17 protein-coding genes are annotated in these 20,110 nt (G+C 54.3%); 2 read left to right on the forward strand and 15 right to left on the reverse strand.

Annotated elements, in window-relative coordinates; all coding sequences use genetic code 11:
* Positions 1-95: 95 nt before the first annotated feature.
* The 8 genes from PGR10_RS06635 to PGR10_RS06670 form a co-directional block, all read right to left on the reverse strand.
* Positions 96-1,775 (reverse strand): OmpA family protein, encoded by a 1,680-nt coding sequence (locus PGR10_RS06635; RefSeq protein ID WP_430923220.1) that lies wholly within the window; start codon positions 1,773-1,775, stop codon positions 96-98.
* The gene (gene tssL, locus PGR10_RS06640; RefSeq protein WP_430923222.1) at positions 1,772-2,437 is read right to left on the reverse strand and encodes a type VI secretion system protein TssL, short form; all 666 of its coding nucleotides are present in this window, start codon (positions 2,435-2,437) and stop codon (positions 1,772-1,774) included. The genes PGR10_RS06635 and tssL overlap by 4 nt, the downstream gene beginning before the upstream one ends.
* Positions 2,434-3,777, reverse strand: coding sequence for a type VI secretion system baseplate subunit TssK (tssK, locus tag PGR10_RS06645; protein ID WP_430923223.1), 1,344 nt, complete (start codon positions 3,775-3,777; stop codon positions 2,434-2,436). Before tssK ends, tssL begins: the two co-directional genes overlap by 4 nt.
* Before the next feature lie 70 nt (positions 3,778-3,847).
* The gene (locus PGR10_RS06650; RefSeq protein ID WP_228306513.1) at positions 3,848-4,072 is read right to left on the reverse strand and encodes a hypothetical protein; all 225 of its coding nucleotides are present in this window, start codon (positions 4,070-4,072) and stop codon (positions 3,848-3,850) included.
* Between the two features lie 477 nt (positions 4,073-4,549).
* Positions 4,550-5,491: a FecCD family ABC transporter permease gene (locus PGR10_RS06655; protein WP_375156932.1), complete on the reverse strand. Its 942-nt coding sequence runs from the start codon at positions 5,489-5,491 to the stop codon at positions 4,550-4,552.
* 62 nt (positions 5,492-5,553) lie between these two features.
* The gene (locus PGR10_RS06660; RefSeq protein WP_430923224.1) at positions 5,554-6,510 is read right to left on the reverse strand and encodes an ABC transporter substrate-binding protein; all 957 of its coding nucleotides are present in this window, start codon (positions 6,508-6,510) and stop codon (positions 5,554-5,556) included.
* Between the two features lie 15 nt (positions 6,511-6,525).
* Entirely contained in the window at positions 6,526-7,308 is a 783-nt protein-coding gene (locus PGR10_RS06665) for an ABC transporter ATP-binding protein (protein WP_430923225.1), read from the reverse strand.
* Between the two features lie 305 nt (positions 7,309-7,613).
* Positions 7,614-8,183 carry a tyrosine-protein phosphatase gene (locus PGR10_RS06670; RefSeq protein ID WP_411325082.1) on the reverse strand — a complete coding sequence of 190 codons (570 nt, stop codon included), beginning with the start codon at positions 8,181-8,183 and terminating at the stop codon, positions 7,614-7,616.
* Between the two features lie 178 nt (positions 8,184-8,361).
* Between PGR10_RS06670 and PGR10_RS06675 the strand changes: the two genes are divergently transcribed.
* Positions 8,362-9,048, forward strand: coding sequence for an RluA family pseudouridine synthase (locus tag PGR10_RS06675; protein ID WP_087860642.1), 687 nt, complete (start codon positions 8,362-8,364; stop codon positions 9,046-9,048).
* A gap of 4 nt (positions 9,049-9,052) precedes the next feature.
* On the opposite strand, the gene tdcG is transcribed toward PGR10_RS06675, so the two are convergent.
* The 7 genes from tdcG to PGR10_RS06710 all read right to left on the reverse strand — a co-directional run bounded on the left by tdcG (position 9,053) and on the right by PGR10_RS06710 (position 19,174).
* Entirely contained in the window at positions 9,053-10,417 is a 1,365-nt protein-coding gene (gene tdcG / locus PGR10_RS06680; protein WP_213316899.1) for an L-serine ammonia-lyase, read from the reverse strand.
* Positions 10,418-10,504: 87 nt separating this feature from the next.
* Entirely contained in the window at positions 10,505-12,799 is a 2,295-nt protein-coding gene (pflB, locus tag PGR10_RS06685) for a formate C-acetyltransferase (protein WP_430923226.1), read from the reverse strand.
* Between the two features lie 32 nt (positions 12,800-12,831).
* The gene (gene tdcD / locus PGR10_RS06690) at positions 12,832-14,040 is read right to left on the reverse strand and encodes a propionate kinase (protein WP_113373600.1); all 1,209 of its coding nucleotides are present in this window, start codon (positions 14,038-14,040) and stop codon (positions 12,832-12,834) included.
* Between the two features lie 28 nt (positions 14,041-14,068).
* Positions 14,069-15,400: a threonine/serine transporter TdcC gene (gene tdcC / locus PGR10_RS06695; RefSeq protein ID WP_045390456.1), complete on the reverse strand. Its 1,332-nt coding sequence runs from the start codon at positions 15,398-15,400 to the stop codon at positions 14,069-14,071.
* Between the two features lie 21 nt (positions 15,401-15,421).
* Positions 15,422-16,411, reverse strand: a complete 990-nt coding sequence (gene tdcB, locus PGR10_RS06700; protein ID WP_015366079.1) for a bifunctional threonine ammonia-lyase/L-serine ammonia-lyase TdcB — start codon at positions 16,409-16,411, stop codon at positions 15,422-15,424.
* 94 nt (positions 16,412-16,505) lie between these two features.
* Positions 16,506-17,444: a transcriptional regulator TdcA gene (tdcA, locus tag PGR10_RS06705; protein ID WP_015366078.1), complete on the reverse strand. Its 939-nt coding sequence runs from the start codon at positions 17,442-17,444 to the stop codon at positions 16,506-16,508.
* A 584-nt stretch (positions 17,445-18,028) separates the two neighbouring features.
* On the reverse strand, positions 18,029-19,174 hold the full coding sequence (locus PGR10_RS06710; RefSeq protein ID WP_430923227.1) for an MFS transporter: 1,146 nt from the start codon (positions 19,172-19,174) through the stop codon (positions 18,029-18,031).
* 91 nt (positions 19,175-19,265) lie between these two features.
* Between PGR10_RS06710 and PGR10_RS06715 the strand changes: the two genes are divergently transcribed.
* Entirely contained in the window at positions 19,266-20,036 is a 771-nt protein-coding gene (locus PGR10_RS06715; protein WP_113373596.1) for an AraC family transcriptional regulator, read from the forward strand.
* Positions 20,037-20,110 lie beyond the last annotated feature (74 nt).

Raw genomic sequence — 20,110 nt, forward strand, 5'->3', positions numbered from 1 at the left:
CACAAGGTTGGGCAGATTGTGTTGACCCCGGTACCCGGCAACAAAAACGACGGACAGGAAAACCTGTCCGCGCAGAGCGTCATGAGATGGTCGGTTTAGAAAGCGCCATCCGCCGGGGATGAAGCGGAGGTTGTCGCAACCCGGCAGGCATCAGCCTGCGGCACCAGGCTAATTTCAACCCGGCGGTTGAGTGCCCGGCCTTGTTGCGTCTCGTTGCCGGAGACAGGACGGCTTTCGCCATAGCCCTGTACCGCAAAACAACTTTCCGGCACGTCACCGGTGTCGCGCATCCAGTTGCGCACCGATTCGGCACGCTTCAGAGAGAGTGTCTGGTTGGATTTATCATCACCCACGCTGTCGGTATGCCCGGCGATGACGATAAGCCAACCTGGCCTGGCCTTTATCCCCACCAGCGAGTTCACCAGCAGCTTTGTGGAGCCCGGTTTCAGCGTCCACTTGCCGGTATCGAAAAGAGACATGCTGTCGAGGCGGATAATTTTCGGCACGATTTTTTCTACCGCTTTCGGCGGAGGCGGGGGGACGTAGGAGCGAATCGCTTCCAGTAACGGCTGGCGCAGACGCTCGCCGCGATAGAGCCCAAGGCTGAGCGCCAGCGGCGCGCCGTCACGCGCGAAGGCGTCCAGTTGCGCCGCATCCTGGCGTAAAATCTGTACGGCGCGGGCTTTTGCGGCATGGTCGTCCATCGCCGTCCGTTCATAACGCTGAACATCAAAACCAACCCGCTGGAGGAGTTGATGGTTGTTCCATGCGCTGCAGCACAGCGCAATCAGAGCCGCGAGGGAGAACAGACAGAATGCCCGCCGCAGAGCACGGCTTTTTGGCGTAATGCCGCCGCCCTGCGGCAGTATCGGCAAAATAAAATCCGGCAGTTTCCGCGCATCGGCAGCAATTTTCGGCAACCAGCCCGGGAGTGAGTTGAGGGAAGTATGCTCAGACAGCCAACGCTGCCATAGATTATCCGCCACGGCAGGCGCCCCGGCTGGCGTGAAATGATACAGTACGACCGCCGGAGCGATCGGGGGAACATCGTCGGTGGCCGCCGTCAGTACGCTAAACGCTATCTGCTGCGTAAAGCGGGCAAACGCATTCATCCTCACCAGCGCCGCCAGGCGATGAGCGCCCTCAGCCTGCATCAGCCAACTTGCGCTGCTGCACGGCACGCCGTCAGGCAGCCACATCTGCATCGTCTCTTCGGCACGCGCTGTCTGCCATAACGGTTCCAGCGATGTGCCGAACAAGGTGCTGTTCAGCAGTAACGGTATCGCCCGACGGGTATCACGCCGCACCTGAGCAAGCTGCCAGCGCAGCTCGCGAAGCCGGGCCGTCAGCGCCGCGTCATCATCATGTTGTTGCGGCTGCACGCAGTACATCACCGCCAGCTGGGCGATGAGCGCCGGCCGCTCACGCTGCAAATAACGCGCCGTCTGCTGCAACGCGGCGGTGGCGACTCTCAGCCAGCAACCCTGCGCCGTACGGTAAACCGCCCCTTCTCCCGGCCAGTCCGCCGTGTCGCCGCAGACCAGCACAACCGGCTGTCGATACGGCGCCGACGGTAGCTCAACCAGCCAGTCGGCATCCGCAGGTCGCTCACGTTGTTGGCGCCCGACGTAGACCAGCCCGGCCGCTACGCCCGCCGCCGTCAACCCAACAGCCAGCACCCGGCCGCCGGTGGATAACGGCAGAAACAGCAGGATCATCAACACCGCCAGCAGCCCGCCCCACAGCCATAGCAGGCGCTGATAGCGCGCGCTCATTGTCCGCCTCCCAGTCGCAACGCCGCCACCAGGGTATCCAGCCAGTAGTTTAATCCCAACCACAACGCGGCTACCGCCGCCAGCGACAATCCAAGACAAACCGGCCAACGGCGCAGCCAGTCAGCCATGCCTCGGCGCCCGGAGAGGGAGGCCAGAATCGGCTGCTGAGGATCGCCCGCAAACGGCGGTACACGCTCGCCAAGCGCGCTGACAAGCGCTGCGCGCGCCGGATCATTGAGGCTATAGCGCCCCTTAAAGCCCAGCGCCAGTACCCGATGAAAACAGGTCAGTACAGCTATATCCGGCGCCGGTTCGCGCAACGTCTGGCGTATACGCTCATAAAGCGCATCTCCGGCTTCCATGCCGCCAAAATATTTGACCTCAAGCGGCCGGTCGTACCAGGCGATACAGGCGTCATCTTCCTCTTTGCGGCCTTTCGCGGTTTCATCTAGCAGCGCGCACCACGCATAGAGGATGTGCTGGCGGTTCGTCTCGCTGACATCAGCGGCGACCAGCTGCGCCATCACCTGTTCAATGTTATCTACACAACGCTGCCAAAGAAGTTTCCCCTCCCCCTCGGCCAGTTTGGCGCCAAGACGCAGTTCCGTCACCGTTAGCCAGCTATCCGCCAGCAGAGCATCAATATTGATATCCTGGGTCATGAGCGCAGCACCGCATACAGTTCGAGTTCAGGATCGCCCAGCAGGCCGGGCACGTAAAAGACGCAACTCCCTTCCGCCAGCATCGCCTGCGCCGCCGGATGAGTCATATCAAGGGTGAAATACTGATTCTCAAGGCGCAGCGGAATAGCGGCGGGAACATGGCTCATGGCTTTCAGCGGAATGCCCGGCTGCGAACCGTTGACCACCCGGTCAACCTCATCGGGGCTGCCGGTTTTACACTGTTGCGGAAATTGCTCCAGCAGTTGCGACGCAGGCAGCGCGGAACGCACCGAGAGATAAAAATCGGCTTCTTCGCGCAACCTTGGATCATGCAGGCGGGCATGCCAGCGCTTACGCCGGTCATTGTGCGTCATTTCAATCGCCACAACCCGGGATGGCAGGCTGGCTTCGAGCAGCACGCCGAGTAATTTGAATAGCGGTGGAAAGACTTCGGTCAGCGCCTGATGGCGATAGGGCGGGATATCCGCCGTGGTGTGGTCAAGGGAGAAAGTCAGCAAGCTGCCCGCCAGGCTGGCCAGCGCTTCATACAGCCGTTCCGGATGTACCTGGGGATGACGCAGAAAATGGCTCAACACCGGCTCCGCGCTGTTGAGCGCGTTCAGCAACCAGAACAGTGATACATCCGCCACCGCAAAATCCGCCATCCTGGCGTTGCTCTCCCGGCGCATGGCCATCAGACGTTGCAGGCGCGTGCGCAGCTGATTCGTCAGTTGTTCCGTCTGTTCGTGCAGCCAGCGGCTGGCTAACACTTTCAGTAGCGGTGGGATAAAGTCCTCATCCAGCGACCAGCACTCCTGACTGTCGCGACGTAGCCTGGCGAGGGCGACGGTTTGATAATCGCCGTTATCGTCATCCGCAGCGCGCAGCGTCAGTTGCGCAAGCATCACCGCAATTTGTCGACTGTCTTCGCCATATCTGTTGCGCACTTCTCGCCAGGCCTGGCGCCAACGTACCGGACGCTCTGCACGTTGCTCCACCTGCAGGCAGTTGCCGCCGTTGCCATGCTCATGGGGCAACGCCAGCACCACCGTTAATTCATGGCAGTCCGCTTGCGGCAATACCATGGCTTCAGGCAGCGCATCAGCATTATCACTGTCAATTAGCGTTCCATCAGGAAAGCGTACGTACAGGTGGCTGGCTTTCAGTGTCCCTTGCTTTAGCAGAGCGGCGTCAAATTCGACGCGGATGACGCCCCAGGGATTCATCACTCCCAGACGGGCGATACATTCGCTTTGCCAGGCCGCCTGGTTCACCTGTTGTTGAAAATGTTGTGGGGAGATCATCTGACCCCTGCCCCACAGTGGTCGTAATGTCTTCATCGCACCTCCTGTGCGTTACTCTCGCTTCTCTAATAAGGTGTTCTTAAACTCCAAATTTAATTTCACCTTGCTAACTCACTGGCGAACGGCACTCAGAAACAGAAAAACTTGAATTATTGTTATTGGTATTTATTTTTTCTTGAACGAATATTGGGTGGGCTTTAATATTACCGGAACGACTAACGGCCTGGGATTTAAGCGTCAGTTTGACGGCCCTCTGTTCAATTTCGATATGCAGTGACAACAGTGAAGGAATACGGGTATTGAGTCGCTCACCTGGGAAAGCGCTGTTCATTACACCCCTTATATATCTGAACCACATCAGAATGAATCACTGGTTACCGTTAACCACCCGAATTAATGAACTATATTTAGATTGATATCAAGAATATTCATCACGGGAATAACGAATAAAATAACCAACAATTGCAATATCTCAATATATCGCGTGGCCGCATGCGTTTTGAGCAGGGAATTAAACCAGGAACTTACCAACTAACGGGTCATGCGCCAATGATGTCTGTTTCATTGATATAAATCATTACTTACCGCCATGCCGCAACAATCGTGGCCTGAAAAAAATTTCTGTCCAATTATATTTTTGGCGAATCATTTAAAAAAATCCACCTCGTCCAAAAGCGCTCTATCCAGAAAAGTTCCCCCTTCAACGGCGGAGAGTGCCTTTATAATCGGCGAGTCACATTCATTTAAATAATAGAACCCATTATTTGCGCGCAATAATGGGTCAACCGCTATTTTCCCGTGGCTCGGCTTATCGTGTTGCCCGCATTAGCAGACTAACAATAAACGCGCCGCCAAGCCCGGCAGTAATAATACCAATCGGTAATTCTTGATTCGCTATCAGACTTCGACTAAGTATATCGCCGCCAATGAGCAATATCGCACCCAGCAGACCGCACATTGGTACGGCCAGCCGGTGCCTGACGCCAACGACCCGACGCGCCAGATAAGGAACCATCAGGCCGACAAAACCAATGACCCCGGTTAAAGAGACCAGTAAAGCGGTAGCCAACGCGCAGCAGAGAAAGGTTTCGCTTCTCAAACGCTGTACATCGACGCCCAGCGAGCAGGCCGTCTGCTCCCCCGCCAGCAGTGCATCCAACGCCCGCCAGCGACGCAGGGTAAATCCGCTCAACAACCCCAGGCTCAATAATGGAATGAACAAGTTGTCCCATCGCGCCAGTCCCAGACCGCCCAATGACCAGAATAGCAACGAACCGGCCGCTCGCTGGTCGCCGGAAAAGACCAGATAGCTGGTCAGCGCGCTGAAAAGAAACGACACCGCCAGGCCGCAGATAATTAACTGTTCCGCCCGCCTTAGCTGATTGACGCGAAACAATATCATCACCGCCAGCGCGGATAATATCCCGCCGACGAAGGCCGAGACCGGCAGCGTAAACGCCCCCAGTACATCGCCGAAGCGGGTGATCACCAGCACCGCGCCGGCGGAAGCGCCTGAAGAGAGACCAAACAAAAATGGATCGGCCAGTTCATTACGTGTCGTGGTCTGTAACAGCAAGCCGGCGATCGCCAGTCCTGCGCCGGTCAACGCCGCCAGCAGGCTCCGTGGTAGACGTAAGTCAATGACGATAGTTTTCAAAATTTCGGGAACGGGAGCGGATGATATCCCTAACGCTGATATCACTTGTTGCCATGAGAGTTCCACACTCCCCAACCGCAGGCTCGAAATCATCAAGCCGCATAAAACCACGGATGCCAGCGCCGTCCACAGAAGAAAACGTTGCACTGACGGCTTCATTTCACGTCCGTGGCATATAAGAGATGCGCCAGCTTCTCAACCGCCGCAATATTCGCCGGGCCCGGAGTCAATTCAGCATACTGTAGCTTAAGATAACGCTGCTGCCGGACGGCGGGCGTCAATTTCATCAGTGGATGAGATTCCAGCACGTGCTGCAGTGCCTCGGTTCCCGTGCCGGTTTGGTAATCGAGCAGAATAATCACTTGTGGTTCGCTGGCCGCCACCGCCTCCCACGTCGTCGTGGTCCAGTTCGCGTCCAGAGTATCCATCACGTTGCGTCCCCCGGCCGCCTCGATAATGGCCGTCGGCATCCCGTACTTGCCGCTGGTAAAAGGTTTATCTTCGCCGGAGTCATAGACGAAGACCCGCAGCGGCTGCATATCCGCTGCCCTGGCTGGCAGATTCGCCAGGCGACGCTTCCACCCTTCCACCAGCGCTTCGGCCTGTTGTTGCTTGCCAAAAATCTTGCCCAACTTGAGTTCATCGTTGTACAGCAAGCTCATATCGGCTTTCTTCCCGCGCCCGCCGGCCTGGACGCAGCTTTCACTGAGTACCAGCGTGTTAATCCCATATGGCGCCAGCGTCTGCGGCGTCACATCGCCGCCGATTTTCATGCCGTAGTTCCAGCCGGCGAAGAAAAAGTCCGGCCGAACCGCCAGCAGCGTTTCCAGCGACGGGTATTTAGGCGCCAGCTCGGGGATGGTCCCCATCGCCGCTTTGAAATGTGGCGTAAGTTTGTACCAGCCGGTGATGCCGGTTAGCCCCACAATACGATTCTGGAGATCGAGCGCGAAGGCCATTTCCGCCATATTAAGATCGTTAATCACCGCACGCTGCGGGGGTTGATTAAAGGTGATGGGCTTACCGCAGCTGTCCACGGTAACGGGAAAGGGATTAGCTAACGCTAACGGGCTACTTAACAGCAGCCATAAGATAGTTAAAAGTCTGTTCATATTTACTCGAGATCATTAAGCGCGATGAGGAACTTCAAAAATGCGTAGCGCTTTACCGCTAACGGGATGCGCCACGCGAAAACTGGTCATGCCAAAAACCGGATAGCTTACGGTGGGGTGCAGCGCAGCCTCGGGTACGTCGCAAATCATCTGCTTGCCGTGGTGGATAACCAACATTCGGTCGGCAAAGGCTTCAGCCGCGGCAAGATCGTGTAACACCGCAATCACCGCAACTTCTGTGCGCTTTACCAGGGTAAGCAACTCGCTCCTCGCCAGCGGATCGAGGTGATTGGTCGGTTCATCCAGCAGGAGTAATGCGGGTGATTGTGCCAGCGCGCGGGCGAGCGCGGCGCGCTGGCGCTGACCGCCGGAGAGGTTGCCCAGCGGGCGATGGCGTAAAGGCTGCAGCCCCGTATCGCTAATCACGCTATCCACGATGCGCCGTCCCTGTGCCGAGGAGGGTGATTCACGATACGGTAAACGCCCCAATTGAACATACTCTTCCACCGTCAGGCGCAAATCAGGGGTATCGTTTTGTGACAGGAAAGCAATATTCCGCGCACGCGCTTGAGGCGACAGTTGCCGTAGTGGACACCCCTCCCAGTACAGCGTTCCTTTATCCGGGCGAGCGTCGCCAATGATCGTCCGCAGCAGGCTTGATTTACCACTGCCGTTGGGGCCAATGACCGCCAGCTTTTCGCCGGTATGGAGCGTGAACTGGATATCATCAAGTATCGTTGTACCACGCCGGGCGTTAAGACTTATCCCGTCAACGTGCAGGATCGCAGGTTCGTTCATATGATTCATAAGCTATGTTATAACATAACAATTGTTGTACCACGTTCGCCTACCAACTGCAATTCCGCGCCTGTGGATTTTTTACTAACGATTCGAGGAATATACCCACACTAAAATAATGACAAATTAAATTTTCGATCAGGCTTTTTTCGCTGTATCTCCTGTTGGCAGCTCTTATTTACTCATTAAACATAACAATAACTATTCCTCACCATAATCACAGGGATAACTGCCGCACTATGGTTTGGCTATATGGCGATAACAATCTTTATGACGATAATTTGTGCGTTAAAAATTACGGCTCGCTAAAATTTTCCTGCGGATAAACTCAGCACCCGTGCTCGCAATTGTTCTACATCGATCGACTCAATATAGCGGGCAATGTCGGGATAATACTGTTGGTGATAGCCATATTCCGGGCGGTGCAGTTCCGCCAGCACTTCTGACTTTGTCGCATGGCTAAACAGCAGTTGGTAGAGCGCGACAATCATCCCGGTACGATCGCTGCCGTGCCAGCAGTGTACCAGCGCCGGTTTTACCGCACGATGTAAAAAGCTCAGCGCAATCACCACATCATCGTCGTTAATCGCAGCCGCGTTCATCGGCACCCTATACAAAATAAGCCCCGTGCCCTGCGCTTCGTAAGCATCGCTGTGCCACTGGCGCAAATTTAACACTGAGCGTATTCCTATACGCTCCAGGCTCTGCATCTGCAGTCGATTGGGTTGCGCCGAACGATACAACTCAGGCGTGACGCGATAAAAATTATCCGGCATATTTTCGCTTGCCGCAGCGGATAATCCTGCGGTCAGGCTAATTAATAATAGTAACCATTTAACGCAAGAATAAATACTATCCTTAATTAGCAATATCATGAATAAACCTTTTCATTTACCGCGAAATATTTACGCTGCAAGTTGAATATCTAATAATACCTGTGAGCGCAATCCGAATTGTTAGCCGATCCAATCTCCTTTGATAACCATCAAATTCATTCGCCTGTGGCCGGTAATTTCGCTATCATCCGCCCTCACCCTTAAGCAGCGCCTGCCCATGCCTACCGTAATTGATACCTTTATCGCCCCACCTTGTTCCGCGCAGATTAAGATCCTCTACGAGGACGAACACTTGTTGTTGATCGACAAACCCAGCGGTCTGCTCAGCCTGTCGGGGAAGAACCCGCACAACCTGGATTCAGTCCATCATCGCCTGGTGCAGGATTTTCCGGGGTGCACGCTGGTGCATCGGCTCGATTTCGGGACTTCCGGGCTGATGGTGGTGGCGCGTAACAAAACGATCAACGCCGCGCTGTGTCAGCAGTTCAGCCAGCGGGCGGTAAGCAAGGTTTATCACGCCCTGTTGTGTGGGCATCCAGAGGAAGATGAAGGGGTGATAGACGCGCCGATTGCCAAAGATCCGGCGCTGTTTCCACGGATGGCGATTAGCGCGCGTAACGGTAAACCGGCGCGCTCGCGCTTTCAGGTGCTATCACGAGAATGGTTGCCAACAGCCAGTGATTCGCTGGCGGTAACTCGCGTACGATTGCAACCGGAAACCGGACGCACCCATCAGCTACGCATCCACTGCCAGCATCTCGGCTATCCGATTCTCGGCTGCGATCTCTACGGAGGGCTGGCGGCACATCAGGCCTCACGCCTGATGCTCCACGCCAGCGAACTGCATTTTCACCATCCGGTCAGCGGTGAAGCGATAGCGGCGCGCCAGCCCACTCCTTTCTGATTCGTCAGTCGCAAATCACTTTTATCGCCAGCCCGCCGCGCGAAGTTTCACGATATTTATCGTTCATGTCTTTGCCAGTTTCATACATCGTCTCAATGACCTTGTCGAGACAGACCCGCGGCTCGCTGGTTCGGCGGAGCGCCATCCGCGCGGCGTTAACCGCCTTCACCGCATTGATAGCATTGCGTTCGATGCAGGGGATTTGCACCTGCCCGGCCACCGGGTCGCAGGTCAGACCGAGGTTATGTTCCATCGCAATCTCCGCGGCGTTGCATACCTGCGCCGGGCTGCCGCCAAGGAGTTCCGTCAGCCCCGCCGCCGCCATGGAACAGGCCACGCCAATTTCTCCCTGGCAGCCAACTTCTGCGCCAGATATAGAGGCATTCATCTTATACAGTGAACCGATAGCCGCCGCAGCCAGCAGATAGCGAGCAATCGAGTTGGCATTGACCGGACGGCGAAACTTGTCGTAATAGGCCAGAACCGCGGGGATAATCCCGCATGCGCCATTGGTAGGCGCAGTGACGACCCGGCCACCGGCGGCATTCTCTTCGCTCACCGCCAGCGCGAACATATTGATCCAGTCGATGACGTTCATCGGATCGCGGGAGAGGCTGTCGCTGGCCACCAGCTGTCGGCGCAGCGCCGCCGCCCGACGCGGCACGTTGAGCGGCCCCGGCAGCACGCCCTCGGTATTCATTCCCCGCTCAATACCGTTACGCATCACCGCGTAAATGGCGGCGAAACCAGCATCGATTTGCCCCTTATCGCGCAGCGCCAGTTCGTTTTGCATCATCAGGCCAGAGATGGAAAGACCATTATGCTCGCACAGCTGAAGCAGTTGATGGGCGGAGCGAAAATCAAAGGGGACTGGCGTTGCGACATCGTGAGTCTGGCCAAAACGCGCTTCCTCAACGATAAACCCGCCGCCAATTGAGTAATAGGTTTTGCTGAGTAGCGGCTGCTGATGATCCCAGGCGCTGATACGCATACCGTTCTCATGGCGGGCCAGCGCGCTATCATGAAATACGATGCTCTCCGGCAGCGGGAAATCGACCTGCCGACTCCCCTTCGCCACCGGCAGACGGCCGCTCGCGGTCACCTGCTGAATAAAAGCCGGGATGGCGTCAATATCGACATCCTGCGGACTATTGCCCGCCAGCCCCATGATGATGGCGACATCGGTCGCATGCCCTTTGCCGGTCAGCGATAGCGAACCGTACAGATCGACGACAATGCGCGAAGTCTGCGTCAGGTCGCCGCTGCTCGCCAGCTCAGTGATAAAACTTTTTCCTGCATTCATCGGCCCCACCGTATGGGAACTCGAAGGGCCAATACCAATTTTGAAAATATCGAAAGCGCTAATCATATCTACACCTCGGTTTACCGTGCAGTGAAGACCAGGTTTCACACCGATGATAAAAAATGGGGCGACCATGATCGTCGCCCCGTTGCGTTACAGCGCCTGGGTGAAGGTTCGCGAAATGACATCCTGCTGCTGTTCATGGGTCAGCGCATTAAAGCGCACCGCATAGCCAGAGACGCGGATGGTCAGGTTCGGATAATTTTCCGGATGAGCAATGGCATCCAGCAACATTTCGCGGTTCATCACGTTGACGTTCAGATGCTGGCCGCCCTCGATCCGCTCTTCGTGGTGGAAGTAACCGTCAAGCAGACCGACGAGGTTGGTTTGTCGGACGCTCGCCTCTTTGCCTAACGCCGCCGGGACGATCGAGAAGGTATAAGAGATTCCATCCTTCGCGTAGGTGAACGGCAACTTCGCCACGGAAGTCAACGAAGCGACAGCCCCTTTGCGATCGCGGCCATGCATCGGGTTTGCTCCCGGCGCAAACGGCGTACCGGCGCGGCGGCCATCCGGGGTATTACCGGTTTTCTGGCCGTACACCACGTTTGAGGTAATCGTCAGAATCGACTGCGTGGGCACCGCGTTACGGTACGTCGGCAACACCTTAATTTTCTTCATAAAGCGTTCAACGAGATCGCAGGCAATACTATCGACGCGCTGATCGTTATTGCCGTACTGCGGATAATCGCCTTCAATCTCAAAATCGATCGCCAGGCCGCTGTCGTCGCGGATGGGTTTCACCTTCGCGTGCTTAATAGCCGAAAGCGAATCCGCCGCCACCGACAACCCGGCAATCCCGCAGGCCATGGTGCGGTATACGTCGCGGTCGTGCAGCGCCATCAGCGAGGCTTCATAGCTGTATTTATCGTGCATGTAATGAATGATGTTCAGCGCGCTGATGTACTGCACCGCCAGCCAATCCATGAAATGATCGAGGCTGGCCATCACTTTGTCGTAATCCAGCACTTCGTCCATCAGCGGCGCGGTTTTCGGCCCGACCTGGATTTTGAGTTTCTCATCCACCCCGCCGTTGATTGCGTACAGCAGCGTTTTGGCGAGGTTGGCGCGAGCGCCGAAGAACTGCATCTGTTTGCCGATAACCATCGGGCTGACGCAGCAGGCAATGGCGTAATCATCACTGTTGAAATCGGCGCGCATCAGGTCATCGTTTTCATACTGCAACGAGGAGGTGACGATCGAGACCTGGGCGGCGTATTTCTTAAAGGCAATCGGCAGCGCTTCCGACCACAATACGGTAAGGTTAGGTTCCGGCGCCGGGCCCATGGTGTGCAGCGTATGCAGATAGCGGAAGGAGTTTTTAGTCACCAGCGTGCGGCCATCCAGCCCCATCCCGCCAATCACCTCGGTTGCCCAGATGGGATCGCCGGAGAACAGCGTATCGAATTCCGGCGTACGCAGGAAACGCACCATGCGGATCTTCATAATGAAGTGGTCGATCAGCTCCTGCGCCTGTTGTTCATTGAGGATCCTGGCGTGGAAGTCGCGTTCGATATAGATATCGAGGAAAGAGGCGGTACGCCCCAGCGACATCGCGCCGCCGTTTTGCGATTTCACCGCCGCCAGATAGGCGAAGTATAACCACTGTACCGCTTCCTGGGCGTTGCGCGCCGGGCGGGAGATATCGCAGCCGTATTTCGCCGCCATCTCCTGCATTTGCAGCAGCGCGCGGCGGTGCTCCGCCAGCTCTTCACGCAGACGAATAGTGGCTTCCAGATCCTGCCCGCGCTCGAGCGTTGCCTGCAGATCGGCAAACTGCAGCTCACGTTCACGCACCAGATAGCGGATGCCGTATAGCGCCACCCGGCGGTAGTCGCCAATGATACGCCCGCGGCCATAGCCGTCCGGCAGCCCGGTCAACACGCCGGATTTACGGCAGCGCAGCATATCCGGCGAATAGGCGTCAAATACCCCCTGATTGTGGGTTTTACGCAGCTCGCTAAATAGATATTCAAACTGACTATCCATTTCCCGGCCATAGGCATCAAACGAGCTTTTAATCATGTTAATGCCGCCAAACGGATGCAGCGCGCGCTTGAGCGGTTTATCCGTTTGCAGACCGACAATTTTCTCCAACGCTTGCTCAATATAGCCGGCATCATGGGCGGTAATGGTGGTGGCGATATTGGTATCAAAATCAACCGGCGCGTGGGTAGCGTTCTCTACGCGAATGCCGGCCATCACTTTTTCCCACAGCGCGGTCGTCGCCGGCGTCGCCTCCGCAAGGAACGATTCATCCCCGGTATATGGCGTATAGTTGTGCTGAATAAAATCACGGACATTAATTTCTTCTTTCCAGTCCGTACCGTTAAATCCGTGCCATGCTTCGGCGTACAGCATATCGCTGGTATCGATATTTACCTTCATGAAAATAATCTCTCTACAGGACCACAACGTAATTAAGCAAATTCCAGGGATGTGTTAATTTTGCCTAAATGAATAGCATCGAGCGCAATCATCTTCTCTTCATTAGTGGGGATGACTGCAGATATCACGCGTGCCTCGCGGGAAGAAATAACGCGTTCACCGGCGGAGTTGGGTTGTTTATTTAGCGCATCATTCAGGCTGACGCCGAATACCGCTAAATGCTCAATCACCAGTTGGCGGATTAATACCGAATTTTCGCCGATACCGCCGGTAAAAATAATCGCGTCAAGGCGGCGTAGCGAGGCGGCATGGCCGGCAATGTGGCGGGCAATACGATGCACGAAGGTTTTAATCGCCAACCGCGCGCGTTCATGCCCCTCATGCCAGGCTTTTTCCAGCACCCGCAGGTCGGATGACAATCCGGATATCCCCAGCAGGCCGGACTCCTTATTCACCACGCGCTCCAGATCGCTGAGCGTCTGGTTAGTTTCGCCGGCAATCCACGCCATCGCGCCAAAATCGACATCCCCGCTGCGGGTGCCCATCATCAGGCCTTCCAGCGGCGTCATGCCCATCGAGGTGTCGACGCTGCGGCCGTTGCGTACCGCGCAAATCGACGCGCCGTTGCCAAGATGGGCAATGACCAGCCCGCTATCCTGCTCGGGTAAATCAAGCAGCGCCAGCGCGCGCTGAGACACATAACGGTGCGAAGTGCCGTGGAAACCGTAGCGACGCACGCCCAATCGCTGGTAATAGTCCCACGGCAGGCCGTAGAGAAATGCCTCTGGCGCCAGCGTCTGATGAAAGCTGGTATCAAAGACCGCCACCTGCTGTACGCCCGGGAATAACTGCTGCGCTGATTCAATACCGCTGAGATTGGCGTAATTATGCAGCGGTGCCAGCGGCGACACCTGGCGAATATTGTCGATAACTTCATCGGTAATGATCGCCGATTCGGTAAATATGCTGCCGCCGTGCGCGATACGGTGGCCAATTAACGCCACGCTATCCATTAAATCGCGTTTTTCTAATTCAAATGCGATCGCCTTCAATGCACCTTCATAACTGCGGTGAGCCAGCTTAGCCGGCTCTCCCCCATTTATTGACAGGAACGCATTTTCAGAATTAATGCCATCTGCAATACCAGCCATTAATACTTCACAGCTGGCGGCATCCAGTACTGAAAATTTAATTGAAGACGAGCCGCAGTTAATGACCAGTACTACCGGATATTCATTCATGTCATCACTCCGCTCGTCCTGAGCTTAATTAAAACAGTTTGTAAACGATGTTCAGAATGGTCAGCAGACCGATTACCGTGACGAAAACGTTGTCCAGGCGGCCGCGATATTTCGCCAACGATGGCGCTTTACGGATGGCGTACATCGGCAGCAGGCACAGCAGCGAGGCAATAATCGGCGCGCCCATCGCTTCAATCAGGTCGAGAATGTTCGGGTTGGCGTAAGCGACGATCCACGTTGAGCCCATGATAAAAATCATGCTGATGGTGTTGAGCTTGCCGCTGGAAACGCGGGTTTTATCGCCTTTGTAGCCAAACTTCAGCACCAGACCGTTTAGGCCTTCCAGGGTGCCGAGATAGTGGCCGAAGAAGGATTTGAAAATCGCCACCAGCGCGATGATTGACGCGCCATATTCAAGCACCGTAGCAAAGGTGGATTTGGTGCCGGACAGCGAGGCGAAGTGGTTCGCCAGGTAAGAGAGAACCGGGATATTCTGCGCTTTGGCATCCGCCATATTCTGCGGCGACAGGGTAAACAGGCAGCTGAAGGCGAAGAACATTACCACGGCCACCATCAGCATGCTGGCGCGAGAGATAATCTGTGAACATTTGCGCTCGGTGAACTCGCGACCAAAGTCTTTTTCATACTCTTCGCGCTTGGAGACTACGAATGAAGAGACAATTGGCGAGAAGTTAAACGAGAACACCATAATCGAAATACCCAGCCAGACGGTCACCAGAATACCATCGTGACCGGTCAGCGAGATCTCGCTTAAATTCACCTGATCGATAACCGCAGAGTTCCAGTAAGGGATCAGCGACAGCGAAATCAGCACCAGGCTGGCGATAAACGGCCATACCAGATAGCTCATTACCTTCACCATCAGATCCTTACCGAACCAGATGACAAACGCCATCAGCAGCAGCAGGAACAGCGCGACAAAACCGCGGTTCAGCGCCGGCAGCTGCAGCTGGTTTTCCCAGAAGGTCATAAAGGTATTGGTGATCGTCACGCCGTAAATCCACAGTAGCGGACAAATCGCGAAGAAATAAAGGAAAGTAATCACCACCCCGCCGGTTTTACCAAAGTGCTCCTCTACCGTTTCAGTGATATTGCCGGAAGGATTTGAGCCGGAAAGGCACAGCCGGGCCAGCGCCCGATGGCAATAGAAGGCGATCGGGTAGGCCAGCACTAACATCAGTAAGATGGGGATCAGGCCGCCGAAACCGGCGCGGATCGGGAAGAATAATACCCCGGCGCCAATGGCGGTGCCGAATAAGCCCAGGGTCCAGGTGGTGTCCGATTTGCGCCAGGACGACTCTTTTGTCTGGCTGGATACAATGCTATCTGTAGTACTCATATCCTTTCCTCATCAAAAAGATTAAGCGTCAACTAAACCAGTAATTTGCGATACGCGAGACAGGTCGATATTGCCGCCGGAAATAATGCTGACGGTTTTTCGGTTTTGAATATAGCTGTCCAGTTTACCGCTTAATAATGCGGCACAGGCTAACGCCCCGGCCCCTTCGGTAATGACTTTATTGCGTTGAATAAGTGCGACCATACTGTTGCGAATTTCGTCTTCGCTGACCAGCACAATATCGTCCACTAATTCACGCACGATTTGATAGGTAATATTCCCTGGACGAGAAACGTCGCAACCGTCAGCCAGGGTGGCATTAGTGCGATGATTGGTAATTTCTCCGGCGTAATACGAGGCGGCCATGCCGTGAACATTTTCCGACTGCACGCCAATAATACGAATAGTCGGGTTAATCGATTTAATCGCCACCGCGATGCCGGCAATTAAACCGCCGCCGCCAATCGGCACAATAACGTTATCGACATCATATAAATCCTCCATGATCTCCAGACCAATCGTCCCCTGGCCGGCTATCACTTTCGGGTCATCGTAGGGAGGAATAAATATACGCCCTTCCATTTCGACAATTTCGCTGACTTTGGCGATGGTGTCGTTAAAATTATCGCCATGTAGCACCACTTCCGCCGAATAGTCGCAGGTGGCGGCCACTTTTGATTTTGGCGCGCCCTTCGGCATTACCACTTTGCCGTCGATGCCGAGCATAGCGCAGGAGAGTGAAACGCCCTGCGCATGGTTACCGGCGGAACACGCCACCACGCCTTTGCGCTTTTCGGCATCGGTCAGCGAGCTGAGTTTATTAAACGCGCCGCGAATTTTAAAAGAACCGGTGCGCTGCATATTTTCAAACTTAAGGAAGATTTCGCCTTTGCATCGTTCACTGAAATAATTTGAGCGCGGCATCCCCGTTTTATATATTTTACCTGCCAATCTTTTTTTCGCTTCGAGGATATCTTCAATAGCAACCGGAAGATCGTATGTAATATGCATGAGAACCTCTTAACCTGGAATTAAAAAATAGCGTTAATGGGCAGCGATTGATAAACAGATCGCAGCTTAAGTTTCAATTAATATAAAAAGACAATTAGTCCACGGTAATTAATTGTCGTCGTCGGCAGCCGCTATGGGCTGAATATTCTTTCGCTAATTCAACTAACGCCGAGGCCGCGCTTTTAATGCGATAATTTTTCGACCACACCGCAGCATAATGCGCCACCGGTAACGCATCCTCGACAGGAATGGTAATAAATTGATTAGAGCCAAAAGGTGCGGTCATATCACAAGGAATAACCGTCAGGAAATCAGCATTGAGAACAAGATTATAAATAGTAACGACAGAGTCTGTTTTAACGATGTTTTCATTGTTGATGCCGCTGCGTTGAAGCGTGGCGAGGAGTTCACTGTAGTAACCCATATTAGTTTGCGGCAATACCCACTGTTCGTGCTGTAACGATGCCAGCGTGGCACTGCCGCTGCGCGTTCGCGATTTGCTGGCCACCAGCACGAACTCCGATTCAAATAGCGGTTCGACATGCAGATCGTGCAACTTCATCTCATCGCTCAAGGTGCCAATGGCGAAATCGAGACGGCCATCGCGAATCGCCGGCAGGAACGATGAAAGCTGCGCTTCGTACATCGAGACCTGTGCTTTGGGAAATAACTTTTTGAATTTATGGATCATATCCGACATAAAAGTGAAGCCGATCAGCGACGGGAAACCGAAAGAGACGTCAACGACGGTGCTGCAGGTCATGCTGTTCATTTCGTTAACCATATTTTTCATTTCGCGGGTAATCGACTCCGACCAGCTCAACAGCACCTGTCCGGCCTCCGTCAACGTAACACCGGTATTTTTACGGACAATAAGCTCAGTGCCGAAATAGTCTTCAATATCATTAATCGTTTTACTGACTGCAGGTTGAGTTAATCCTAACTCTTTCGCTGCCGAACCAATCGAACCACTTCTGATCACCTCCTGGAATACAACCAGGTGCTGAGTTTTAGGGAGCGGAATAGTATTCATATTGGTTATCCACGTTAATGACTTTGTTGACGGCGGGAAGTGTATCAAATGATGATCCGCTGGTTGTGTGAGACTACTCACAAAGCCCTTCCACCTATAATCAACCTTATCTACAAAACAAATAAAAACATTTATAATCAATAACATAAAATAAAAAACATGAAATTAAGCATGATTTTAGTCAAAGAAATATGAGGGGATAAAAAATATTTATGGGGATAAAAAAGGTTAATTCTTAAGCTAAAAATGAGCAGGGAAAGGGTAATTTTCAACCAATAAAATGAGGTACTTCACATTATTTTATGATTAAACCTCAGGTGTAAACAATCAAATAAAATGAGAAAACTGTATTTATTTCGATTCATTACGGGATGAGGTCACAATTTTTCACGTTATTTGTATGTAAAGATATATTTCATTAATTTAATTGAAAACAAAAACAAACAATAATCCATCATTTTAAACATTATTTTAACTTCATTTTTTGGCTATTTTATAGCAGGTAATTCCTTGATTAAAATCAATGTCGATTTTTCATCTACCCACAGAGCTACTAAATAGTGATTTGTGCTAATCATCACAAATCAGGAAAACTCATCAAGCATGTGCCGCAGATAACGCCAACCGGTTAGCGCGCTAACCACCGCGCAGATTGCCAACGTGATACCCAACGATTCCCCCCACCCCACAAATGCCAGCCCCAAGCCGATAATCAAATAATAGGCCAGGCCAAAAAGCGCGCCGGCGCTACCACGACATTCGGCGTAGTCGCTAAGCGCCGTACCCAACACCACGGGGATCGCCATGGCATATGCCGCCGCCACCCCCATCATCGGCAGTAAAAAGAACAATGAATGCGTTGACAGGCCGACGCCTGCGCTGGAGAGCAGTAACAGCAGACCGGCACAGATAAAAATGTGCCGCTGAGCGGCTCCACGTCGTAGCAACAGACGATTCCCCTGCGCGCCGGCTAACGCCCCTGCCGCCAGCGCCATACCGCTATAGCCAAAAGCCTGCGCATCCAGTCCCTGCCGGGCAAAAAGGAAAGGTCCCTGGCTGTAATAGCTGAACAAACCGATATTCAATACCGCAACTAACACTACCGCTAAACGGATTTTCGCATCCGCCAGCATGCGCAGCATTAACGGCCAGAGCGTCTGATCCCCTGTTCGCGGCGGCCGGGTTTCCGGCATTACCACTGCGCACAGCAGCAATAATGCCGCCGCCAGCAGCGCCAACGCCCCGAAGACGCCATACATTCCCCACCACCCCGCCAGCACGCCGCCAAGATAAACGCCAATGGCCGGGCTGATAGCCAGCGCCATGCCGACGAAGGAAAAGATGGCCGCCAACTGCCGGCCATCAAACGCATCGCGCAATACCGTTTGCCCAACCACCGACCCGATAGCCGCGCCGAAAGCCGCTACGATGCGAGCCGCCAGCAGCACGCTAAAATTTGGCGCCGCCAGCGCCAGCATACAGCCTGCGGTATACACCGCCAGACCGAGCAATAACGCCGGCCGCCGTCCACGCCGGTCGCTGAACCAGCCCCAGAACAGCACGCCGATGGCAAAGCCGATGAAATAGACCGCCAGCGTCTGCGCCGCATCGGCGGCGCTAACGGAAAAATGTGCGCTGATATCAGTCAGCGCCGGGCTATAGATGGTTTCCGCGATTTGCGGAAACATGAGTAGTGCGGTAACCAGCGCCATCGCCGAACGACTTAACATATCCACCTCCCTTATCAGAGGCGCCATTGTAGGGAGCGGCATAATCGGCGATTATAAATATAATGACTTTTAACATCGAGAATCAGACATCATGGCATGGCTCAGCGCGGATGCATCCTTTGACCCTGATACGCTCAATACGCCGCTGGTTGGCGTGCAAGCGACCCTTAACGGCGATCATGACGATGGTCTGCATCATCATCAAATGGGGCAGATGCTATTTACCCGTCAGGGTTGTATCCGGCTGACGTTAAACGATGGCGCGCTATTGTGTATGTTGCCGCCAACCCGCGCGGCGTGGATCCCCGCAGGCGTCACCCACCGCGCCGAAATGCAGCACATCGTTGATTACCGTTCGGTGTGGTTCGCCACTACCTCATACCCGCAGCTGCCCCGTCAGCCTGCGATTCTCAACGTTACGCCGCTGCTGCGCGAGTTGCTCGAACGCATTAGCGCCAGCCCGTGGGATACCGACTGGCGACAGAGCCCGGCCCGGCATCTGGCGGCGCTCTGCGTGGCGGAAATCGGCGCGGCAAAACAGGAACCGATGATGCTAACGCTGCCGCAGGATAAACGCCTGCGTCATCTCAACGGCAATGCGCAACCACCGCTACTTCAGCAACTGGCTGCGCAATGCGGCGCCGGAGAAAAGACCATCAGCCGCCTGTTTCAGCGCGAAACCGGCATGTCCTATCAACAATGGCGCCAACAGTGGCGGCTAATGAAAGCTGTAGAATTGCTGTCTTGCGGCCAGCGCATCACGGATGTCGCCCAGGCGCTGGAGTTTGCCAGCGATAGCGCCTTTATCTACTTCTTCCGTACCCAGACCGGCAAAACGCCGGGACAATACTTCACCAGGTAAATACTCTGTTTTCGGCCAAAATGTTAACTCCAACACGCGAAGCGGCCGATATTCGGCTAAGGTTTTCTGATGGC

Origin of the sequence: Klebsiella sp. 141198 (assembly GCF_050600785.1) — a bacterium.
GTDB classification, from domain to species: Bacteria; Pseudomonadota; Gammaproteobacteria; order Enterobacterales; family Enterobacteriaceae; genus Klebsiella; species Klebsiella aerogenes.

Coding starts and splice junctions, on each gene's coding strand:
- PGR10_RS06635 (WP_430923220.1), bottom strand. CDS start 1,775: ATGAGCGCGCGCTATCAGCGCCTGCTATGGCTGTGGGGCGGGCTGCTG.
- tssL (WP_430923222.1), bottom strand. CDS start 2,437: ATGACCCAGGATATCAATATTGATGCTCTGCTGGCGGATAGCTGGCTA.
- tssK (WP_430923223.1), bottom strand. CDS start 3,777: ATGAAGACATTACGACCACTGTGGGGCAGGGGTCAGATGATCTCCCCA.
- PGR10_RS06650 (WP_228306513.1), bottom strand. CDS start 4,072: ATGAACAGCGCTTTCCCAGGTGAGCGACTCAATACCCGTATTCCTTCA.
- PGR10_RS06655 (WP_375156932.1), bottom strand. CDS start 5,491: ATGATTTCGAGCCTGCGGTTGGGGAGTGTGGAACTCTCATGGCAACAA.
- PGR10_RS06660 (WP_430923224.1), bottom strand. CDS start 6,510: ATGAACAGACTTTTAACTATCTTATGGCTGCTGTTAAGTAGCCCGTTA.
- PGR10_RS06665 (WP_430923225.1), bottom strand. CDS start 7,308: ATGAACGAACCTGCGATCCTGCACGTTGACGGGATAAGTCTTAACGCC.
- PGR10_RS06670 (WP_411325082.1), bottom strand. CDS start 8,183: ATGATATTGCTAATTAAGGATAGTATTTATTCTTGCGTTAAATGGTTA.
- PGR10_RS06675 (WP_087860642.1), top strand. CDS start 8,362: ATGCCTACCGTAATTGATACCTTTATCGCCCCACCTTGTTCCGCGCAG.
- tdcG (WP_213316899.1), bottom strand. CDS start 10,417: ATGATTAGCGCTTTCGATATTTTCAAAATTGGTATTGGCCCTTCGAGT.
- pflB (WP_430923226.1), bottom strand. CDS start 12,799: ATGAAGGTAAATATCGATACCAGCGATATGCTGTACGCCGAAGCATGG.
- tdcD (WP_113373600.1), bottom strand. CDS start 14,040: ATGAATGAATATCCGGTAGTACTGGTCATTAACTGCGGCTCGTCTTCA.
- tdcC (WP_045390456.1), bottom strand. CDS start 15,400: ATGAGTACTACAGATAGCATTGTATCCAGCCAGACAAAAGAGTCGTCC.
- tdcB (WP_015366079.1), bottom strand. CDS start 16,411: ATGCATATTACATACGATCTTCCGGTTGCTATTGAAGATATCCTCGAA.
- tdcA (WP_015366078.1), bottom strand. CDS start 17,444: ATGAATACTATTCCGCTCCCTAAAACTCAGCACCTGGTTGTATTCCAG.
- PGR10_RS06710 (WP_430923227.1), bottom strand. CDS start 19,174: ATGTTAAGTCGTTCGGCGATGGCGCTGGTTACCGCACTACTCATGTTT.
- PGR10_RS06715 (WP_113373596.1), top strand. CDS start 19,266: ATGGCATGGCTCAGCGCGGATGCATCCTTTGACCCTGATACGCTCAAT.